This window comes from Vreelandella sp. 162(4c), assembly GCF_058152265.1.
The window spans coordinates 3,065,228-3,084,507 of sequence record NZ_CM176981.1 but is presented as its reverse complement, the minus strand read 5'-3'; the positions used below and the strand labels follow the sequence as shown (position 1 = coordinate 3,084,507).

Annotated in this window: 15 protein-coding genes; 10 read left to right on the top strand and 5 right to left on the bottom strand. The window is 54.6% G+C overall.

Going from position 1 to position 19,280, the window contains the following annotated elements:
* The first annotated feature begins 15 nt into the window (after window positions 1–15).
* Window positions 16–1,098, top strand: coding sequence for a 1,2-phenylacetyl-CoA epoxidase subunit PaaE (gene paaE / locus AC4EYZ_RS14270; RefSeq protein ID WP_041159068.1), 1,083 nt, complete (start codon window positions 16–18; stop codon window positions 1,096–1,098).
* A 69-nt stretch (window positions 1,099–1,167) separates the two neighbouring features.
* A complete protein-coding gene (gene paaZ / locus AC4EYZ_RS14265; protein ID WP_041159069.1) occupies window positions 1,168–3,210 on the top strand; it encodes a phenylacetic acid degradation bifunctional protein PaaZ in 2,043 nt (680 codons plus the stop codon).
* Window positions 3,211–3,329: 119 nt separating this feature from the next.
* Here paaZ and AC4EYZ_RS14260 read toward each other — a convergent pair whose 3' ends face one another.
* The 4 genes from AC4EYZ_RS14260 to AC4EYZ_RS14245 all read right to left on the bottom strand — a co-directional run bounded on the left by AC4EYZ_RS14260 (window position 3,330) and on the right by AC4EYZ_RS14245 (window position 7,156).
* The gene (locus AC4EYZ_RS14260; RefSeq protein ID WP_022521437.1) at window positions 3,330–4,625 is read right to left on the bottom strand and encodes a TRAP transporter large permease; all 1,296 of its coding nucleotides are present in this window, start codon (window positions 4,623–4,625) and stop codon (window positions 3,330–3,332) included.
* Window positions 4,618–5,160: a TRAP transporter small permease gene (locus AC4EYZ_RS14255; RefSeq protein ID WP_022521436.1), complete on the bottom strand. Its 543-nt coding sequence runs from the start codon at window positions 5,158–5,160 to the stop codon at window positions 4,618–4,620. The genes AC4EYZ_RS14260 and AC4EYZ_RS14255 overlap by 8 nt, the downstream gene beginning before the upstream one ends.
* A gap of 27 nt (window positions 5,161–5,187) precedes the next feature.
* Window positions 5,188–6,237: a TRAP transporter substrate-binding protein gene (locus AC4EYZ_RS14250; RefSeq protein ID WP_009286067.1), complete on the bottom strand. Its 1,050-nt coding sequence runs from the start codon at window positions 6,235–6,237 to the stop codon at window positions 5,188–5,190.
* 430 nt (window positions 6,238–6,667) lie between these two features.
* Entirely contained in the window at window positions 6,668–7,156 is a 489-nt protein-coding gene (locus tag AC4EYZ_RS14245; protein ID WP_022521435.1) for a MarR family winged helix-turn-helix transcriptional regulator, read from the bottom strand.
* Between the two features lie 333 nt (window positions 7,157–7,489).
* Between AC4EYZ_RS14245 and AC4EYZ_RS14240 the strand changes: the two genes are divergently transcribed.
* From AC4EYZ_RS14240 to AC4EYZ_RS14210, 7 genes are all read left to right on the top strand, one after another.
* Window positions 7,490–8,458 carry an MBL fold metallo-hydrolase gene (locus tag AC4EYZ_RS14240; protein WP_027958348.1) on the top strand — a complete coding sequence of 323 codons (969 nt, stop codon included), beginning with the start codon at window positions 7,490–7,492 and terminating at the stop codon, window positions 8,456–8,458.
* Window positions 8,459–8,533: 75 nt separating this feature from the next.
* The gene (locus tag AC4EYZ_RS14235) at window positions 8,534–10,264 is read left to right on the top strand and encodes an FAD-dependent oxidoreductase (RefSeq protein WP_009286069.1); all 1,731 of its coding nucleotides are present in this window, start codon (window positions 8,534–8,536) and stop codon (window positions 10,262–10,264) included.
* The gene (locus tag AC4EYZ_RS14230) at window positions 10,251–10,451 is read left to right on the top strand and encodes a DUF2783 domain-containing protein (protein WP_027958349.1); all 201 of its coding nucleotides are present in this window, start codon (window positions 10,251–10,253) and stop codon (window positions 10,449–10,451) included. Before AC4EYZ_RS14235 ends, AC4EYZ_RS14230 begins: the two co-directional genes overlap by 14 nt.
* 83 nt (window positions 10,452–10,534) lie before the next feature.
* Window positions 10,535–11,842 (top strand): homogentisate 1,2-dioxygenase, encoded by a 1,308-nt coding sequence (gene hmgA / locus AC4EYZ_RS14225; protein WP_490203839.1) that lies wholly within the window; start codon window positions 10,535–10,537, stop codon window positions 11,840–11,842.
* A gap of 36 nt (window positions 11,843–11,878) precedes the next feature.
* A complete protein-coding gene (locus AC4EYZ_RS14220; protein WP_141440468.1) occupies window positions 11,879–12,898 on the top strand; it encodes a fumarylacetoacetate hydrolase family protein in 1,020 nt (339 codons plus the stop codon).
* Between the two features lie 11 nt (window positions 12,899–12,909).
* A complete protein-coding gene (maiA, locus tag AC4EYZ_RS14215) occupies window positions 12,910–13,554 on the top strand; it encodes a maleylacetoacetate isomerase (RefSeq protein WP_141440467.1) in 645 nt (214 codons plus the stop codon).
* Between the two features lie 106 nt (window positions 13,555–13,660).
* Complete coding sequence (locus AC4EYZ_RS14210; protein WP_233974938.1) at window positions 13,661–14,851, top strand: multidrug effflux MFS transporter; 1,191 nt, start codon at window positions 13,661–13,663, stop codon at window positions 14,849–14,851.
* 70 nt (window positions 14,852–14,921) lie between these two features.
* Here the strand turns inward: AC4EYZ_RS14210 and AC4EYZ_RS14205 are convergent, their stop codons facing one another.
* Complete coding sequence (locus tag AC4EYZ_RS14205; RefSeq protein WP_474191200.1) at window positions 14,922–18,452, bottom strand: indolepyruvate ferredoxin oxidoreductase family protein; 3,531 nt, start codon at window positions 18,450–18,452, stop codon at window positions 14,922–14,924.
* A 177-nt stretch (window positions 18,453–18,629) separates the two neighbouring features.
* On the opposite strand from AC4EYZ_RS14205, the gene AC4EYZ_RS14200 reads away from it, so the two are divergent.
* Window positions 18,630–19,112: an Lrp/AsnC family transcriptional regulator gene (locus AC4EYZ_RS14200; RefSeq protein WP_138800687.1), complete on the top strand. Its 483-nt coding sequence runs from the start codon at window positions 18,630–18,632 to the stop codon at window positions 19,110–19,112.
* The last annotated feature ends 168 nt before the right edge of the window (window positions 19,113–19,280 follow it).

The window sequence follows — 19,280 nt, the reverse complement described above, 5'->3', positions numbered from 1 at the left end:
ACGAGACCATTTCCCATGAGCCGATTTCACGCCCTGACCGTCAAGGATGTGCGCAAGGAAACCCATGATGCCGTTTCCATTGCCTTCGACGTTCCCGATGACCTGCTGGACGCCTTTCGCTTTACCCAAGGGCAGTACCTGACGCTACGCCGCGACATTGAAGGCGAGGATGTCCGTCGCTCCTACTCGATTTGCACCGGTGTCCACGAACATGAGCTGAGAGTCGCCGTCAAGCTGGTGCCGGGCGGCAGTTTCTCCACCTTTGCCAACCAGCACTTGCAGCCCGGCGACCGCCTGGAAGTGATGCCGCCCCAGGGCAAGTTCTTCGTGCCGCTCGCCCCCAGCCGTGAAGGACACTATTTGGCGGTAACCGCTGGCAGTGGCGTCACGCCCATTATGTCGATTGTTTCCACCACGCTGGAAAGCGAGCCAAAGAGCCGCTTTACCGTAATCTATGGCAATCGTTCCACCACGGGTACGCTGTTTCGCGAACGCCTTCAGGATCTCAAGGATCGCTACCTGGAGCGCCTCAACATCATTTATGTGTTCAGCCGCGAACAACAGGAGATCGATCTTTACAACGGCCGGATCGACGCCGACAAATGCAACGCTCTGTTTGACCGTTGGGTAGACGTACCCAAGCTCGACGCCGCGTTTATCTGTGGCCCGCACGAAATGACCGAGATCGTGCGTGGTGTTCTGAGCCAACATGGAATGCCGAAGGAAAAAGTGCACTTCGAGCTGTTCACCACTGGGCTACCGACGGCAGGCGCCAAGCGCCGGCAGGCGACGAAAGCGGCCCAGGTGAAAGCAGAAACCTCGCACATCAAAGTGATCATCGACGGCCGCACCATTGAGTACGACCTGCCCCGCAATACCCAGAGCATTCTGGACGCAGGTAACGAGCACGGCGCGGATATACCTTTCTCATGCAAGGCTGGGGTGTGCTCCACCTGCAAGTCAAAAGTCATCGAAGGCGAGGTGGAAATGGACGCCAATTACGCCCTGGAAGATTACGAAATCGATGCCGGCTACGTGCTGTCCTGCCAGTGCTATCCGATCAGCGACAGGGTGGTACTTGACTATGACGAGGTATAAACCCTAACCCACCCACTTCCAAGCCGGCGACCGCGTCGGCATAGTCCATGTTTTGCAGGAGAACGCTCAATGCCAGTTTTACAGAGTTTCATCGCAGGCCAGTGGTTCGGAAAGACCGAGTCCAAAGCACTGATTAGCGCCATTAACGGCACAACCGTTGCGCATACCCACCAAGAAGAGATCAACTTTCGTGAAGCGGTGGCGTATGCCCGCAACACCGGTGTGAAAAATATGCTGGCACTGGATTTCCAGCAGCGGGCCGCCATTCTTAAAGCCCTGGCCGCCTATATCCAAGAGCGTAAGCGTGAGCTCTATGCCATCTCTCACCACACTGGCTGCACTAAGGCCGATTCCTGGATCGACATCGACGGCGGTTTCGGCACCCTATTTACCTACGCCTCCACGGGCCGCAAGGAACTACCCTCCGGCAATGTGGCCCATGAAGGCCCGGTGACCCAATTAGGTAAGGATAACCACTTCAATGGCACCCATATTCTGGTGCCCCGCCGCGGCGTCTCTGTGCATATCAATGCGTTTAACTTTCCCATATGGGGCATGCTGGAGAAGTTCGCACCCGCCTTTTTGGCAGGCATGCCGTGTATCTTCAAACCGGCAACCGCCACTAGCTACTTGACCGAAGCAGCCGTGCGCGTCATCAACGACTCAGGCCTGCTGCCGGAAGGAGCGCTGCAACTGGTTATCGGCGGAGCCGGTGACTTACTGGATCATCTGGAAGAGCAGGACTTTGTCACCTTCACCGGCTCGGCAAGCACCGCCCTGAAGCTGAAAAGCCACCCTAACATCATGGCGAAGAGCATCCCGTTCAACGCCGAGGCGGACTCGCTCAACAGCGCCATCATGGCCCCGGATGTTAGCCCGGAAGACGAAGAGTTCGAAATCTTTGCCAAAGAAGTGGTCAAGGAGATGACCGCCAAGGCAGGTCAGAAATGTACCGCGATCCGCCGAATTTTAGTGCCTGCCGAGCATCTGGATGCATTGGCGAACACACTTAAGTCGCGGCTTGCCAACATTGTGGTCGGTGATCCTCATGAAGAAGGCGTACGCATGGGCGCGCTCTCTTCCCGTGACCAATTGAGAGACGTTAACCACGCAATTGAACAACTGCTAGAGACCAGTGAGTGCGTCTTCGGCAGAGACGGCAGCTTTAAGCCTGTCGGCCAGGGTGTTGAAAACGGCGCCTTCATTACTCCCCACTTGCTGATCAATCGTAACCCGTTGAACGACGGCGGCGCTCACGACATTGAAGCCTTTGGCCCCGTCGCAACGCTAATGCCCTACAGCAGCATCGACGAAGCCCTGACCATCGCCGCCAAGGGCAAGGGCAGCTTAGTGACCACGCTGACCACGAAAGACCCTGCCATTGCGGCTGAAATGATCCCCATTCTGGCCGCCCAGCACGGCCGCCTGCAGATTCTGGATGCTCAGGCGTCAAAGGAATCCACTGGCCACGGCTCTCCGCTACCGATGCTCAAGCATGGCGGGCCCGGCCGCGCAGGCGGTGGCGAGGAACTCGGCGGCATTCGTGCGGTTCACCACTATCTACAGCGCACCGCCATCCAGGGCTCTCCGAGCATGCTCGCGGCAGTCACAAAGGAATATGTGCGTGGCGCCAAGGTGATCGAGACTGACGTCCACCCGTTCCGCCGCCATTTCGACGACCTGCAGGTTGGGGAGTCACTGTTAACCCACCGCCGCACCGTCACTGAAGCCGACATCGTCAATTTTGGCTGCCTTTCCGGCGACCACTTCTATATGCACTTCGACGACATTGCCGCCAAAGAGACCCAGTTCGGCCAGCGCATTGCCCACGGCTACTTTGTGCTGTCTGCCGCTGCGGGTCTATTCGTTTACCCAGGCGAAGGCCCCGTACTGGCTAACTACGGCCTGGATACACTGCGCTTTATTACACCTGTGTTGGTCGGCGACACTATCCGCGCCCGCCTAACCTGCAAGCGCAAGATTGATCAGGGCCGAACTTCTCCCGATGGGCACCCACAAGGGGTGGTGATGTGGGACGTAGCGGTGACCAATCAACATGATGAACTGGTCGCCAGCTACGACATTTTAACGCTGGTCGCGAAGCGGCAGTAACGTCCCAGCCGATACAACCAGACAAAAATGTAATACAAAAAAACGGATGACAGGGCACTTAACCCTGTCATCCGTTTGTTTAGCAAGGACGTTAATAGAACCGTATTAATAGTGTAGTTTTAATACAGTAACTGCGGCAGGAAAAGCACGATCGCTGGGAATATAAGCACCAGTAGTGCGCGTATGGTACCGGCGACCCAGAAAGGGGTGACGCCGCGGAAGATAGTGCCTGTCGATACGTCCGGTAATACGGCACGCAGTACGAACACGTTCATACCGACAGGAGGCGTTATCAAACTGATCTCAATGACGATAACCACCAGAATACCGAACCACACCAAATCATAGCCAAGCCCCGCCACGACCGGGAAGAAGACTGGCACGGTCAGCAGCATCATCGACATGCTTTCGAATACACAGCCTAACAGTACGTAAATGGCCAAGATAACGAGAATTACCACGAAGGGGGCCACGTTCAGCCCGGTGACCAACGCCAGGAGGTCATTGGGAAGCCCCGCGCGGTTAATGAAATTAGCAAAGATTAGCGCCGTCAACACCACCGCAAACAGCATCGCTGTTGTTCGCACAGTGTCCATCAGGACATTCATGAGTATAGTCGGCGTCAAAGCACGCTTGAGCAGCGCAATCACAAAGGCACCCATTGCGCCAATACCCGCCGCTTCCGTTGGGGTGAATATACCCAAATAGATGCCGCCGATAACCAATACGAACAGCGCCAGGGTACTCCCCACATTTTTTAGGGCCGCAAGGCGCTCGTTCCAGGGTACTTTTTCGGCCGCTGGCCCAGCGCTGGGATCACGCCACAGAACCCACTTAACCGCGCCGAGATACATCACAATGCCCAATATGCCGGGAATAAAGCCCGCTGCAAACAGTTCACGGATACTGGTCTCAGTAATGATGCCGTAGATCACCAGCATCACGCTGGGAGGAATCAGTATCCCAAGGGTTCCGCCCGCTGCAATGGAGGCTGCCGCCAGCGAGTCCTTGTAGCCGTACTTGCGCATCTGGGGCATGGCAACACGCCCCATAGTGGCGCAGGTCGCAAGACTCGACCCACAAATAGCACTAAAACCACCACAAGCCACGATGGTGGCCATCGCCTGACCGCCCTTACGGTGTCCAAGAAAACCATTGGAGGCCCGGAATAGCGCATCAGAGAGCCCAGCATGGGACACCAAGTTACCCATCAAGATAAACAGTGGTATCACCGATAGACCGTAGTCCCTAGCGGTGTCGACTACCCGGCGCGACGCCATGGCTTCAGCCGCGTTCCAGTTACCGGTCAGGTAGTAGAAGCCCACAAAACCCACGATCCCCATGGCAAAAGCCAGAGGCATGCGCAGGAATACCAATATCAACAGCGCTGCAAACCCATAAAGTGCTTCAATCATGCTTATCTCCCTGGCTGACTGGGCCACCGCACTTAATCACACCCACGCCTTCTAGGAGGTAACTCACCGCTCGACCGAGGGTGAGTAGAGCGGAAAGAAACAGCATGATGGCAATCAGGTAAATAAGGTAACCATCGGGAATGCGTAGAAACTCAGTGACATCGCCCCACTCGAAAGCACGCACGCCCAGTGCCCAAACCCGTGTAGCGATCACCCATAAAGCCACGGCGATAATTAAGTTGACGATCATCTGGCGCAGCCATATCCAGCGCACAGGGAATATGGCATCCAAGAGATCCACGCTAACGTGCTCTTCACGCCAGCATGCTACTGGCAGTGACAAGAACACCACAGCGGCCAGCATCTGCTGGGTCAACTCGACGGTTCCAAGGATAGGTAAATTAAAGAAATAACGGCCTACTACATCAGCAGTCGTCAGCAGCATCAAGGCAAAGAGGGTGGCACCCGCCACCCCCTCCAGCGCCAGCTGCATGACCCTACCGACATTTGACCAGCGAGACGTCAGGATCTGCATAGTCGCCCTCCACTTGGCGAAGGGTAATTATGATTGTGGCACTAAGGATGCCACGCTCTCTTGTGTAGCAGCTTCTTCAAGCTGTTGGTGGAAGTAATCGAGCGCCGCCTGCGCATCGACACCCCGTTCACTTACGTTCTCGGACCAGGTGTCAACCAGATCACTACTGATACCGCGCAGCGTCTCAAGATCTTCGTCGCCGAGGGCTGTAAAGGTATGGCCCTGCTCTTCGGCGAACTCGACGCCCCGCTCATCGGATACATCCATCATGTAGCCAAACAGTCGCGATAACCGCTCACCCGAGACGTCTTCCACAGCGGCACGATCTTCTGCAGACATCTCATCCCAGATACTCGGATTCACTACAATGGTGAAGCTGCCTCGATAAAAGCCCCCATCCACCGTCAAGGTATAGGGAAATACCTCGGCTACCCGAAAGCTTCTAAGGCCTTCCGGCACCAGCATAGCGCCATCAATAACGCCCTGAGAGCCAGCTTCATAGACCCCGGTTGGCGGCAAAGCCACGCCGGTCAGATTAAGGGCATTAGAGAGATCTCCCATGACCCCGCCGCCGACGCGAATGCGCTCGTTCTCTAAATCAGCAAGAGTTTGGTACTGCTCACGACTAAAGATCCAACCCGGGCCATGTACTCCCGCAGCCACCACATCAACGCCGCGATGCTCATCAGCTTGGGCTAAATGCTCCTGATGCGTATGCCAATAAGCAGCAGAGGCGTTCTCCGAGGAGAAGTCTTCAAAGGTAGGAAATTCGGGTAACTGAGTGGCCAGAAAACGCCCTGCGTTATAGCCATGGAATACCCAAGTAGCATCAGCAATGCCGTCGGCGACCATCTCCATCTGGGAGGCGGGAGGTCCGAGGTCGTGCACAACGTCAACGGTCACGCGCCCGTCAGTGGCTTCTTCAATCCACGCTTTCCACGTTGGCCATACCATGGTGTTGATGCCGTGATTGGGACCAGCCCAGGTACTCACGGTGATTGTCGTTTGTGCAAAGGCGGAGGTGCTCAGCGTTGCGGCGGCAATAGCGCCGATCATCAGGTTTGTTGTTTTATTCACTTCTCTTTCCTCTGGTCGTCACGAACTGGGTAAAGCGCTCATCGTTTTTGTTGAATGATGTTGATAAGCCATGCGTGCGGTGGGTGAGATTGCTAGTTAATCACTCATTGCGCCTAACGTGATACTTTATTATTAAAATATAGAAATTATACGAATCACGTTATTTATCACAATGCCTTTAGATACGTGGATCATGCAACGATCCATCAACTAATAGATTCTAATACTTAAGTATTAATTTACATTATTAACTTAAACTACAACCACTTACACCAAAAGCATTGTTTCTTCGAGTGACTATCAATGGCTATATGGGGCTATTTTTCGCCCATTCTTTTGTTACACAAATCTTATCTATCAATACACTAACGACACACCACCGGCAAAAATGCGATTTGTCACCTGGGCTCGACTTCCCAGCATCAAGCCTCTAGCCAATTCTCTCCAGTTGCCGTTCAAGCTTGCGCATTGTATTAAGCAGATCACGATATTCACCAACGCTCAGGGTCGACACCAGGCCGGCCTCCCACGCCTGGGCTTCGGGCACTAACTTATTGAGTAGCGCTTGTCCGGCGTCCGTCAGTTGCAAGTCATGTAGTCGCTGATCCTGCTGTGAGGGCGTGCGGCTTATCAGTCCACGGTCTTCCAGTGACTGAATAGCGCGAGACACGCGAGCCTTATCCATATTGGTGTAAGCGCAGACCTTCTTAGCGGTTAAATCATCACAGTGGCTAAGCCAGGCAAGCACACGCCACTGGGCAATATTGAGTTCATAAGACTCGGCATAAAGCTTCTCTAACGCCTGGCTGATTCGGTCAGCTAAACGGTTAAGCTGATAGGGTAAAAATTGGTTGAGATCCAGCTCTACCCTGGCTGAAGATTCCAGTGACACATCGCCGTCTGCTTTATCCATCGTCATTTTGTTTCTCCTAAAGCCACCGTTTATCAGAAGTGGTGATGACCAAAATCCGCACGATAGCTGGGAATGTAGGCTCCAGCAATGCACCTATCATAAGGTGGAACAGTGCCGACAGATACTCTCCCTTGCAACTAATTTAACAATTTTATTTATTATACTTAAGTATTAATTTGCAATAATCACCTGATTTATTAAGAATTATCGTCAATACGATGCAAAAGACAGAGTGATTCGTCCATGAAACATTGGACATTTAGTTTCATTAGAAACTATCCTTCAAGCACACAACAATTCAATGAATACCTGAATCACCCTGATAGCACCGGAGATATCATGAGCAAGAAATTCGCGTCCCATGCCGATACCGAAGAGAAGAAGATCAGCTTCACCAAGCTGGCAGAAGGGCTCTATGCTTACACTGCTGAAGGTGACCCCAATACGGGCATCGTGATTGGCGATGACAGCGTGATGGTTATCGACACCCAGGCAACGCCCGTCATGGCTCAGGATGTCATCCGCCGTATCCGCGAAGTGACTGACCTACCGATTAAGCATGTGGTAATGACCCATTACCATGCCGTGCGTGTTCTCGGAGCATCCGCATACGATGCAGAGAATATCTACGCTAGCCAGAACACCTATGACCTGATCAACGAGCGTGGTCAGCAAGACTATGAGTCAGAAGTCGGTCGTTTCCCTCGCCTGTTCAAGGGTGTGGATTCTGTGCCTGGCTTAACCTGGCCAAACATAGTTTTTCAAGAAAAGCTGACGGTTTACATGGGTGAGCGTGAGGTACAAATCATTCACCTAGGCCGCGGACATACCAAGGGCGATACCATCGTTTGGTTACCTCAGGAAAAAGTAATGTTCTCCGGTGACCTCGTTGAGTATGGCGCCACCCCTTACACCGGTGACGCTTACCACGAGGACTGGCCTGCCACGCTTGATCGCCTGCAATCCATGCAGCCCCAAAAGCTGGTGCCCGGCCGCGGTGATGCACTGCAAACTGCCGAACAGTGCCAGGAAGCCATTCAGGGCACTCGCGACTTCCTAAATGATATGTATGGAAGTGTTAAAGCGGGCAAGGCGGCGGGCAAGTCTCTCTCCGAGTGTTACGCCGAGACCTACGCGGTACTTAAGCTGAAGTATGGTCACTGGGTCATCTTCGATCACTGTGTGCCTTTCGATATCACTCGCTGCTACGACGAAGCAGGCGGCGAGTACCCGGATCCCCGCATCTGGACGGCAGAACGCGATACCGCTATGTGGCACTCGCTACAGGACGCCGTCGAAAATCAGTAAGTGCCACCAGTGACACCCACTGATCATGCCCAGCAGTCGGGTGTCACGCACCCGACGCTGAACGGGAGCAAATAGATGCCAACAACCTATAAAAATCCTGTCTATCCTTATCGGCGCCCGCCTGAACTCGATATTCAAGAAGTTCGCCACTATCCGGTAGTGATTGTCGGAGCGGGACCTAGCGGCCTCGCCGCCGCCATCGACTTGGCTCACCAAGGCGTTAATTCGATTCTTCTGGACGATAACAACACCGTTAGCGTGGGGTCGCGGGCCCTGTGTTTTGCTAAACGTTCGCTGGAAATTGTAGACCGCCTGGGTTGCGTCGAGCCGATGCTTGCAAAAGGCGTCACCTGGCAGCACGGTCGCGTCTTCTTCCAGGATCGCGAGGTCTATGACTTCAACCTGCTGCCAGAAGACGGCCACCGTATGTCCGCCTTTATTAACTTACAGCAGTATTACTTTGAAGAGTTTCTGGTCAACCGCACTCACGACTTTCCAGAGCAAATTGACCTTCGTTGGAAACATAAGGTCATTGATGTCGATGCTCAGCCTGAGTGCTCCGCCATCAAGGTCTCTACCCAAGACGGTGATTACCAGCTGACTTGTGACTACCTCCTCGTCTCGGATGGAGCTAACAGCCGAATCCGAGACATACTGGGCCTTGAGTGCAAAGGCCAAGTATTTCAGGACAGATTCCTGATTGCTGATGTGGTGATGAAGGCCGACTTCCCTACAGAACGCTGGTTTTGGTTTGACCCGCCCTTTCATCCCAATCAGTCAGTCCTGCTGCACAAAGAACCGGACAATGTGTGGCGTATCGACTTTCAATTAGGATGTGATGCTGACCCGGAAGAAGAAAAGAAAGAAGAGAACATTCGCCCACGAGTTCAGGCAATGCTTGGCCAAGACGTGGAGTTCGAGCTTGAGTGGGCCAGTGTCTACACCTTCCGCTGCCGTAAGATGGATAATTTCATTCACCATAGCGTGATATTCATAGGTGACGCGGCTCATCAGGTATCCCCCTTTGGCGCCAGGGGCGCCAATGGTGCCCTACAGGGTGTGGATAATTTAGTGTGGAAACTAGCCCGCGTTCTCAAACAGCAGGCGCCAAAAACGCTTTTGTCCACCTACAACACTGAGCGCCAGCATGGCGCGGCAGAGAACATCCTTAACTCGACCCGCGCCACTGATTTTATTACCCCGAAGAGCCATATCAGCCAAGTGTTCCGAGATGTGACGCTGGAGCTGGCTGAGAAACATGCCTTCGCACGTAGCCTGGTCAACAGCGGTCGCCTTTCCATGCCCTGCCGCTATGACACCTCACCGCTCAATACACCCGATGTTAATGGTGGCCCGAGAGAACTGCGCCCCGGCAGCCCGGCCAAGGACGCTCCCATTCGATTGAGAGAAGAGAACGCCTGGCTACTCAATCAATTTGGCGATGGCTTTGTGTTGTTACTCGACGGCCGCTTTGAGGATGGACACACCGACACGCTTGCCGCGCCGTTGAAAGAGCTGTTAGGCCGTCGCACTGATTTAAGCCTGGTGGTCGTTGGCCCAGCAACGGATGAGCTTAGCGCTCTACCGCGCACAACCATCGTAGACGATTCCGAGGGGCTAGTGACACAACGATATGGCCTGAAAGCAGGTGGCGGGTACCTTATTCGCCCTGATCAACACGTTGCTGCCCGCTGGCACGCCATCATGGCCCGCAGGGTTGAAGACGCATTAGACCGCGCGCTGGGCGTTTATCTTGCGGGTGCCGCTGACACTACCTTCCAGGAAAGCTGCCATGCCAAGGCTTGAGCTGAATTCGAACTTCACTGATCCAGACGCCTTTTACGCTGCGCTCACGGCGCTACATCGCGACCGCAGCGAAACAGAGAGCGAGCGCATCAATGCACGCCTGATTCTCTTACTTGCTAATCACATCGGCGATCAAACCGTGCTTGAAGAAGCGATTTCCCATGCGGTTGGTGATGGCGATCAATAGCCGCGCCCCTTGGTTTATCAACATACAGTTTTATCAAAATATAGCTTTATCAAAATAACGTTCCAATAAAGCAGGTCTTAACAATGAATGAACAATTGAAATATCAAAATGGATTTCATAATCACTTTTCAACCGAAGCGCTGCCGGGTGCACTGCCGATTGGGCAAAACTCACCTCAACGCTGTGCTTATGGCTTGTACGCTGAACAACTAACCGGTTCCGCATTCACAGCGCCACGTCATCAAAACTTTCGCAGTTGGCTTTACCGCATTCGCCCTTCTGTCGTTCAGAGCGCTTACCAGCCACTAGAAAATAACAACGTACACACGGCCCCGTTAGACAAGCCAGCGGCGGATCCTAACCAGATGCGCTGGGATCCCGTTTCATTACCTAATGAGTCGACTGATTTTATCGATGGCTTGTTTACCATTGCGGTGAACGGCGATGCGGGTACTCAAGCGGGCGTGGGCGTGCATGTCTACACCTTTAATAAGGACATGACCGAGCGGTTTTTTTACAACGCCGATGGAGAACTGCTTTTCGTTCCGCAAATGGGGGCCATTCGTCTACGTACCGAATTTGGTGACATTGAGATCGATAACGGTGAAATTGCCGTCATTCCTCGCGGTGTGAAATTCCAAGTGCGTAAAGCTCAGGGTGTTGAGGCTGCACGGGGGTATATTTGCGAGAACTACGGTAGTCCTTTAGAGCTGCCCGGCCTCGGCCCTATCGGGGCTAACGGCCTAGCAAACCCGCGTGACTTCCAAAGCCCTGTGGCGGCCTATGAAGACCTGGAGGGCGACTACCGCCTAGTGGCTAAGTTCTCTGGTCGTTTCTGGGAGAGCAAACTCGACCACTCACCGTTAGATGTGGTGGCGTGGCACGGCAACTGCGCGCCTTATAAATATAATCTCGCCAACTTTAACACCATCAATACGGTGAGCTTCGACCATCCGGATCCGTCAATCTTCACCGTATTGACATCACCCTCCGATACACTGGGAATGGCTAATATTGATTTTGTGATTTTTCCGCCACGCTGGATGGTTGCCGAGAATACCTTTAGGCCACCCTGGTTCCATCGCAATCTAATGAGCGAGTTTATGGGGCTTATTCATGGCGAGTACGATGCAAAAGCGGAAGGTTTCACCCCTGGTGGCGCCAGTCTACATAACTCAATGTCGCCCCACGGCCCCGATGCTGAGACCTTTGAAAAGGCCTCCAACGCGGAGCTTAAGCCCCACTTCATAGGCGATACACTGGCCTTCATGTTTGAAAGCCGCTACTTCTTTCACCCGACCCCTGCGGCACTGAATGCTGACTTCCGTCAACGTGATTATGTGGATGTTTGGTCGACGCTGCGCTCCCACTTCAACCCAAGCCAGCCCTGAACCCTATACCACCCTGACGACAAGGATTGAATCACTATGAAACTGGCAACACTTAAGAAGGGCCGCGACGGAGAACTCATCATCGTCTCGCGTGACCTCTCCCGCGCTGTGAGCGCCGTTGATATTGCTCCCACACTTCAGGCTGCCCTCGAGAACTGGGAAGCGGTTAGCCCTCAGCTTGAAGAGCGCTATGCTCAGCTTAATAAAGGTGGTGCTGAAAACGCGTTTAAGCTTGATCAGAGTGCGCTGCACTCCCCTTTACCGCGTGCCTATCAGTGGGCTGACGGCTCCGCCTATCTGAACCATGTACAGCTGGTACGCCAGGCGCGCAATGCCGAGATGCCTGAAACCTTCTGGACAGACCCGCTCATGTATCAGGGCGGTAGCGACTGCTTCTTGGCACCCACCGACGATATCGAGGCGGTGAGCGAAGAGCATGGCATCGACTTTGAAGGTGAAATCGCGGTCATTACGGGTGACGTGCCGATGGCAGTATCCCCCGAGGAAGCTATTAAGCACATTAAGCTTGTGATGCTGGTCAACGACGTGAGTCTGCGTGGTCTGATTCCCGGCGAGCTCGCAAAGGGCTTCGGCTTTTTCCAAGCCAAGCCCGCCTCTTCGTTCTCGCCCATTGCGGTGACCCCCGATGAGCTGGGCGATGCCTGGCAGGACGGTAAGGTGCACCTGCCGCTTACGGTGCACTTGAATGGCGAGAAGTTTGGCGAGCCAGAAGCCGGGCCAGATATGATTTTTAACTTCCCACAGCTGGTGGCCCATGCGGCGAAGACCCGTTATCTCGGCGCAGGTGCCGTCATTGGCTCAGGCACTGTTTCCAACCCAGACCCCAATGGCGGCCCTGGAAAGCCAGTAGCTGACGGCGGCGTAGGCTATAGCTGTTTGGCCGAAGTGCGTATGGTGGAGCAGATACTGTACGGTCAGGTAAAAACTCCCTTTATGCGCTTTGGCGACCGGGTTCGTATCGAGATGTTTGACCGCGATGGCAACAACATATTTGGTACGATCGATCAGCAAGTAGTGCAGTACCAGCCCAAATAAAGGAAGGCAACATGACGACGCTTTACGGCTATTTTCGCTCGTCGGCTGCTTACCGGGTGCGTATTGCCTTAAACCTTAAGGGACTGGATTACGACCAGATCCCGGTCAATCTGGTGAAAGGCGAGCAACGAGGTGGAGAACATCTGGCGCGTAACCCTCAGGGGCTGGTGCCTAGCCTGGTGTTGGACGATCGCTCGGTGGTTAACCAGTCACTGGCGATCTGTGAGTATCTCGATGAGGTACACCCAGAGCCCGCCCTGCTGCCGGTTAACGCGTTAGAGCGGGCGCGGGTTCGTGCGCTCGCTCAGTCGGTGGCCTGCGAGATTCACCCACTCAACAACCTGAGGATACTCAAGTATCTAGTGAGAGAAATGGGAGCGGATGAAGCGGCTAAGCTAGCCTGGTACCACCACTGGATTGCCGAAGGTTTCACCGCCCTGGAAGCAACGCTCTCCAATGCCCCCAGCAGTGGAGATTTTTGCCATGGCGACACCCCTACGCTTGCGGATATATGCCTGATTCCCCAGGTGTACAACGCGGAACGTTTCGAGTGTGATTTGTCAGCCTATCCGACGATTCAGCGTATCGCTGCCAATTGTCGTTCACTGCCAGCCTTCGAAAAGGCAGCACCAGAGGTGCAGCCTGACGCCAGCTAAGTCAAGCTATACTAAGCAGGCTAACATAAGCGGGCGTCTTTCCATTCGGGAAGGCGCCCGCCTCGTGTCCGAAGGGGCATCACGTCCAACCATAAGGAGTTAAGGGGTGCTAAAGCTGCCCTCTACCGCCACCGTCGTGGCCCTGGCTGCAGTGACTGCGCTCGGCCCGCTGGCGACGGATATGTACTTGCCAGCCATGCCCGCCATGGCAGAAGCGCTGAATACTGGCCCAGACCGAATACAGCTGACCCTTAGCCTCTATATGGCTGGATTCGCTCTGGCCCAACTATTGTGCGGGCCAATCTCTGATCGCTTTGGCCGCCGCCCGGTGATGATCGCAGGGTTATCGCTGTTTCTCGCTGCGAGCCTACTGTGTGCCTGGGCGCCTAGCGTCGAGTGGTTACTGGCAGGCCGCTTTTTGCAGGCCTTCGGCGGTGCTGCTGGACCGGTATTAGCACGGGCAGCGGTACGTGATATTCATGGCCCCATCGAGGCCGGACGTATCCTCGCCTATATGGCAAGTACCATGGCGCTCGCCCCTGCTCTGGCCCCTGTGGTAGGCGCGGGGTTACTGCTGTTTTTTGGCTGGGAATCGGTGTTCGTGGTGCTGGCGCTCTACGCGGCAGTGATGCTGGCGGTGCTGATACTTATGCTGCCCGAGCCGTTGGCGAAGGAGCGGCGGCAATCGATCCACCCGAAATCCGTACTGGCTAACTTTCGCTTACTACTGACTCAGCGTGCCTTTATTGGCTACACCTTGGTGAATGCTGCCGCGTTCTCCGGGTTATTCGCGTACCTTTCTGGCTCATCTTTTGTGCTCATCGAGTACATGGGCGTCGCCCCTACCCTTTATGGCGTGCTGTTCACGCTGATTGTCGCGGGCTTCTTCGTCGGAACGCTGGTCAGCGGCCGATATAGCCACCGCTTGGGTCGTGATCGCCTCATTACCCTGGGCACCGTAATCTGCGCAACTGGGGGCCTCGTCATGGCGGGCTTGGCTGCCGTTGGCGTCCATCACCCCTGGGCGGTGGTGGGCCCCCATATAGTGTTTATGCTGGGGGTGGGCATTTTGATGCCACAAACAATGGCCGGTGCACTGGCGCCCAACCCTCAATGTGCAGGCGCGGCATCTTCCTTGTTTGGTTTTCTGCAAATGACAATTGCCGCTGTGGTAGGTGGATTAGTCGGGCAATTCCACGACGGCAGCTCGCGCACCATGGCCTTGACGATCGGGCTGATGGGGCTACTCGCCTTGCTAAGCCACTGGCTGCTGGTACGCCGCCGAAAAGAGGCTTAGTGGGTCGTTGTATAGATGCATAGCAAAAGGCCACGCATTACGTGGCCTGTTCTTACCTATATGAGTCAACTCAAGCGGCTTCCACAGCGATGGTCTTCGAGTGACCTTCGCGTAGCTCCACCAGCAACGTCTCGCGGCGCTCGTTGGCTTTCTCGGCAGCTGCTTCGCGAACTGGCCCGAAGCCACGAATCTCTTCCGGCAGCTTAGCCAGCGCCAAGGTAGTCCCATGATTAGTGCCATCAAGACGAGCCACTAACTCATCGATAAGCTGCTCGTAATCAGCCAATAAGGCGCGGTCGAGCTTGCGGTCGGCGCTGAAGCGGAAAGGATCGAGAGCCGTGTTGCGCAAACCGCGCATCTTTGCCAACGCGCCCATTGCCTTCAGCATCCAGGGGCCGAAGCGGCGCTTCACTGGACGCCCCTGAGCATCCTTACGACCACCTATAAGCGGCGGCGCCAAGTGGAAGGTTAACTGGTAATCACCAGAAAACGTTGCTTTGATCTCATCTAGAAAATCGCTCTGGGTGTAAAGTCGCGCCACTTCATATTCATCTTTATACGCCATCAAACGATAGAGCTGATGAGCAACGGCCTCACTCAGTGATTGGCCACATTTTAGCGCTGTTTCTGCTTCACGCACTTTAGTCACCTGGGTCACGTAACGTTCAGCCCAGGCTCGGTTCTGATAGCGCTCCAGGTGGCGACGATTACGCGCTACCACTTCGTCCAGTGTGGCATTCGCGGACAGTGGCATCTTATCCAGGTGCTGCTGGAGGTAATCGGGTTCCACCGCTGCCAAGCGCCCCCAGGCAAATGCTTGGCGGTTCTTTTCCACTGCGACGCCATTGAGTTCTAGAGCACGCTGCAGCGCAGGCTCAGAAAGCGGCACCAGCCCTTGCTGCCAGGCAAACCCGAGCATCATCATATTGGAGAATACGGTATCCCCTAGCAGCTGTTCAGCTAGGCGATTGGCATCTAGAGAAGCAAAGCGTTCATCTCCTACCGCTTCACGCAACATGTTAAGACGCTTGCTGGGCTGCATATCCGCATCGCGATAAAGCACATAATCCGCTGTGGCTAGCTCGGCCAGATTCGCCACAATACGCGTGGTCGGCTGCAGCACATTCAGCGCTTTCTGAGAACTCGCCACCACCATATCGCAAGCGATCATCGCATCGGCCTGCCCCGCTTCGATACGTACCTGATTAAGCTCACTGGGCTGAGATGCCAAGCGCACATAGCTCAGTACTGCCCCACCTTTTTGCGCAAACCCCATAAAGTCGAGCACGCTGGAGCCCTTGCCTTCCAGGTGTGCCGCCATGGTGATCAGTTGCCCGACGGTCACCACCCCCGTGCCACCAACGCCCCCTACCAGCAGGTCATAAGGAGCATTCAAAGGGGCGATAGCAGGACTAGGCAAATGCGCTATACGTTTCCAAAAGGCATTATCTGCCGCAACGCCCTGGCCTTTACGCAGCCCGCCACCTTCTACAGTGACAAAGCTGGGACAAAAACCACTGACGCAGGACATGTCCTTGTTACAGGAGGACTGGTCGATTTTGCGCTTGCGACCTAGCTCGGTCTCGCGAGGCACCACCGATAAACAGTTGGACTGTACGGAACAATCACCACAGCCTTCGCAAACATGGTGGTTGATAAACACCCGGCGGGCAGGGTCTTCCAACTGACCGCGCTTGCGCCGACGACGTTTCTCAGCCGCGCATGCCTGATCATAAATCAACACCGTACAGCCTGGAATTTCGCGCAGCTCACGCTGCAGCGTATCCATCTCTTCGCGGCTATGGAAGGTAACCTCTTTAGGGAATTCCTTTTCATGCCCCCAGTACTTCTCCGGTTCGTCACTGACCACCATGACTCGGCGAACGCCCTCATCCAGCGATTGCCGGGCAATCATGGGCACGTTGATTTGCCCGTCCACAGGTTGTCCGCCCGTCATGGCAACCGCGTCGTTGAACAGAATTTTATAGGTAATATTAACGTTGGCAGCCACTGCCTGGCGCACGGCCATTGAGCCCGAGTGAAACCAGGTGCCTTCGCCTAAGTTCTGGAAAATATGGCCATTGCCGGTAAAGCGGCTCTTGCCCACCCAGTTAACACCTTCGCCACCCATCTGAATTAACGATTCAGTGCTGCGATCCATCCACGAAGCCATAAAATGGCATCCGATACCCGCCAGCGCCTTGCTGCCTTCGGGTACCTTAGTCGAGCTATTATGCGGGCAGCCGGAGCAGAAATAGGGCATGCGGCGTACACCGCCGAGCTCCTTAACGCCGGCTTGGCAAGCATCAACGGTTGCCAGCTTGTCGCTAAAATCAATCTTGAAAAAGCGCTCCAAACGCTCTGCCACGAAGCCTGCCAAGAGACGCGGGCTCAGCTCTCCAACAAAGGGAATCAAGGGCTTGCCGGTTTCATCTTGCTTGCCGGTCACGATGACCTCGCCTGGATGATCGGGTTCCGACATGTACTCCTTCAGCTGGCTTTCGATAATGCCGCGCTTTTCTTCAATGACCAGCACCTCGCGCTTGCCATGAATAAACTCAAGGATGCCGGGGCGATGAAGCGGCCACACCATCCCGACCTTATATATCTCAATCCCTAGATCACGCAGTTTGGCTTCATCCAGCCCCAACAAACGCAGCGCTTCAAGTAAATCCAGATGGCCCTTGCCTGTGGTGACTAGCCCAAAAGTCGCCTGTTCCTGGCGAAATAGATACTGATCAATCGGATTGGCCGTGGCAAACGCCTGAACGGCAGCCAGCTTGTGCTCAAGGCGAGTCTCAAGCTGTGGCCCCGGCAGATCGGGCCAGCGGTAGTGCAGCCCGCCTTCCGGCATATCGAAATCGGGCGTTACATATTCTGGCAAGGGAGGCACGTCCACCGACGCGCCACTCTCTACGGTTTCAGAAACGGCTTTGAAACCCACCCAGCAACCCGAGAAGCGTGAAAGTGCATAGCCCCAAAGCCCAAAGCGTTCATATTCCGCCAATGATGCAGGGCTCACTACCGGCATGAACCACGCCATAAAGGCGACATCAGACTGGTGTGGCATGGAGGACGACACACACCCATGGTCATCCCCGGCGACCACCAGCACACCGCCAGTCGGCGAGCTACCGTAGGCATTACCGTGCTTTAAGGCATCGCCCGCGCGATCAACGCCAGGCCCCTTGCCGTACCACATGCCAAACACGCCATCTACTTGCTTATCGGGGTCTGTCTCGACTTGCTGGCAACCCAGCATCATGGTGGCGGCAAGGTCTTCGTTTATAGCAGGGACAAAATCGATGTGGTGCTCTTCCATGGCGGCTTTCGCCCGCCAGATCTCTTGGTCTACACCGCCTAAGGGCGAGCCTCGATAGCCGCTGATGAGTCCTGCCGTATGGCGGCCATTGTGGCAATCAAGCTCGGCTTGGCGTAAGGCGATACGCACCAATGCCTGGGTGCCGGTGAGAAAGACACGGCCTTCTCCGCGGGTATAGCGATCGGCCAGCGCATAGTCATCGAGAAGATTGTCATCGAGTGCAATATCGAGAGGCTGGGCAATAGAACCCGCCTGCTCAGCGATCGAGGGGGTTGTCATGGGAGTTCACCAGTACGGTTGAAGAGTTATGGTTGTAATACGCTTGAGTCTAGCCAAGAGCGCACTAAAGGTGCTTGCTAATTCACTCTTCAAAAGCCTGGTTATTGATCATTACTTTCATTTTTTGAGATTTAACGCAATGATATTCAACAAACCACAAACAAATGAAATGGCACTATGAAAGAAGCGACTAAACTAATCACCTTAGACAGGCATGATCAGCGCATTCTTACCCTGCTTCAGCAACAGGGGCGCATTACCAACAATGAGCTCGCCGAACAGATCGGGCTATCCCCCGCCGCCTGCTGGCGACGCGTCAAGGCTTTGGAAGAGAGTGGCGTGATCCGCCGCTTTGCGGCGTTGGTGGAACCCAGCCTGGTGGGCCAGCCACTGTCGGCATTGGTGATGGTGACGTTGGTTCGCCACCACATCGACAACACCGTCGAGTTCGAAAACCGCATCCTGCAATACCCAGAAGTGCTGCAGTGCTATGCCACTACCGGCAACGCGGATTTCGTGCTGCGAGTGGTTATCGAAGACATGGCGGCTTATGACCGCTTTCTGAATGAGAAACTCTTCACCTTGGATGGCATTTCCCAGGTCAATTCCAATTTCGTGCTACGTAATATCAAAGAAGAGACCGCTATTCCGATTCGCTAACAAAACGCTGCTATGTAACGTCAACCGCAACGTTAGCCCACAACTTAAAACAGGAAGTGGCAGGGCAACTGGCAGCAGGCAAACCGGCTCATTGTATCCCTATAACGTAAAGCGCCCCCATCTGTGGATGGGAGCGCTTCAATCTCTCTATTCAGATCTATTGAGCAC

Excerpts from the sequence above, each read along its gene's own strand:
- AC4EYZ_RS14260 (WP_022521437.1), bottom strand. The coding sequence starts at position 4,625 with ATGATTGAAGCACTTTATGGGTTTGCAGCGCTGTTGATATTGGTATTC.
- hmgA (WP_490203839.1), top strand. The coding sequence starts at position 10,535 with ATGAATGAACAATTGAAATATCAAAATGGATTTCATAATCACTTTTCA.
- paaZ (WP_041159069.1), top strand. The coding sequence starts at position 1,168 with ATGCCAGTTTTACAGAGTTTCATCGCAGGCCAGTGGTTCGGAAAGACC.
- AC4EYZ_RS14220 (WP_141440468.1), top strand. The coding sequence starts at position 11,879 with ATGAAACTGGCAACACTTAAGAAGGGCCGCGACGGAGAACTCATCATC.
- AC4EYZ_RS14235 (WP_009286069.1), top strand. The coding sequence starts at position 8,534 with ATGCCAACAACCTATAAAAATCCTGTCTATCCTTATCGGCGCCCGCCT.
- paaE (WP_041159068.1), top strand. The coding sequence starts at position 16 with ATGAGCCGATTTCACGCCCTGACCGTCAAGGATGTGCGCAAGGAAACC.
- AC4EYZ_RS14205 (WP_474191200.1), bottom strand. The coding sequence starts at position 18,452 with ATGACAACCCCCTCGATCGCTGAGCAGGCGGGTTCTATTGCCCAGCCT.
- AC4EYZ_RS14245 (WP_022521435.1), bottom strand. The coding sequence starts at position 7,156 with ATGACGATGGATAAAGCAGACGGCGATGTGTCACTGGAATCTTCAGCC.
- AC4EYZ_RS14255 (WP_022521436.1), bottom strand. The coding sequence starts at position 5,160 with ATGCAGATCCTGACGTCTCGCTGGTCAAATGTCGGTAGGGTCATGCAG.
- AC4EYZ_RS14200 (WP_138800687.1), top strand. The coding sequence starts at position 18,630 with ATGAAAGAAGCGACTAAACTAATCACCTTAGACAGGCATGATCAGCGC.
- AC4EYZ_RS14240 (WP_027958348.1), top strand. The coding sequence starts at position 7,490 with ATGAGCAAGAAATTCGCGTCCCATGCCGATACCGAAGAGAAGAAGATC.
- AC4EYZ_RS14230 (WP_027958349.1), top strand. The coding sequence starts at position 10,251 with ATGCCAAGGCTTGAGCTGAATTCGAACTTCACTGATCCAGACGCCTTT.
- maiA (WP_141440467.1), top strand. The coding sequence starts at position 12,910 with ATGACGACGCTTTACGGCTATTTTCGCTCGTCGGCTGCTTACCGGGTG.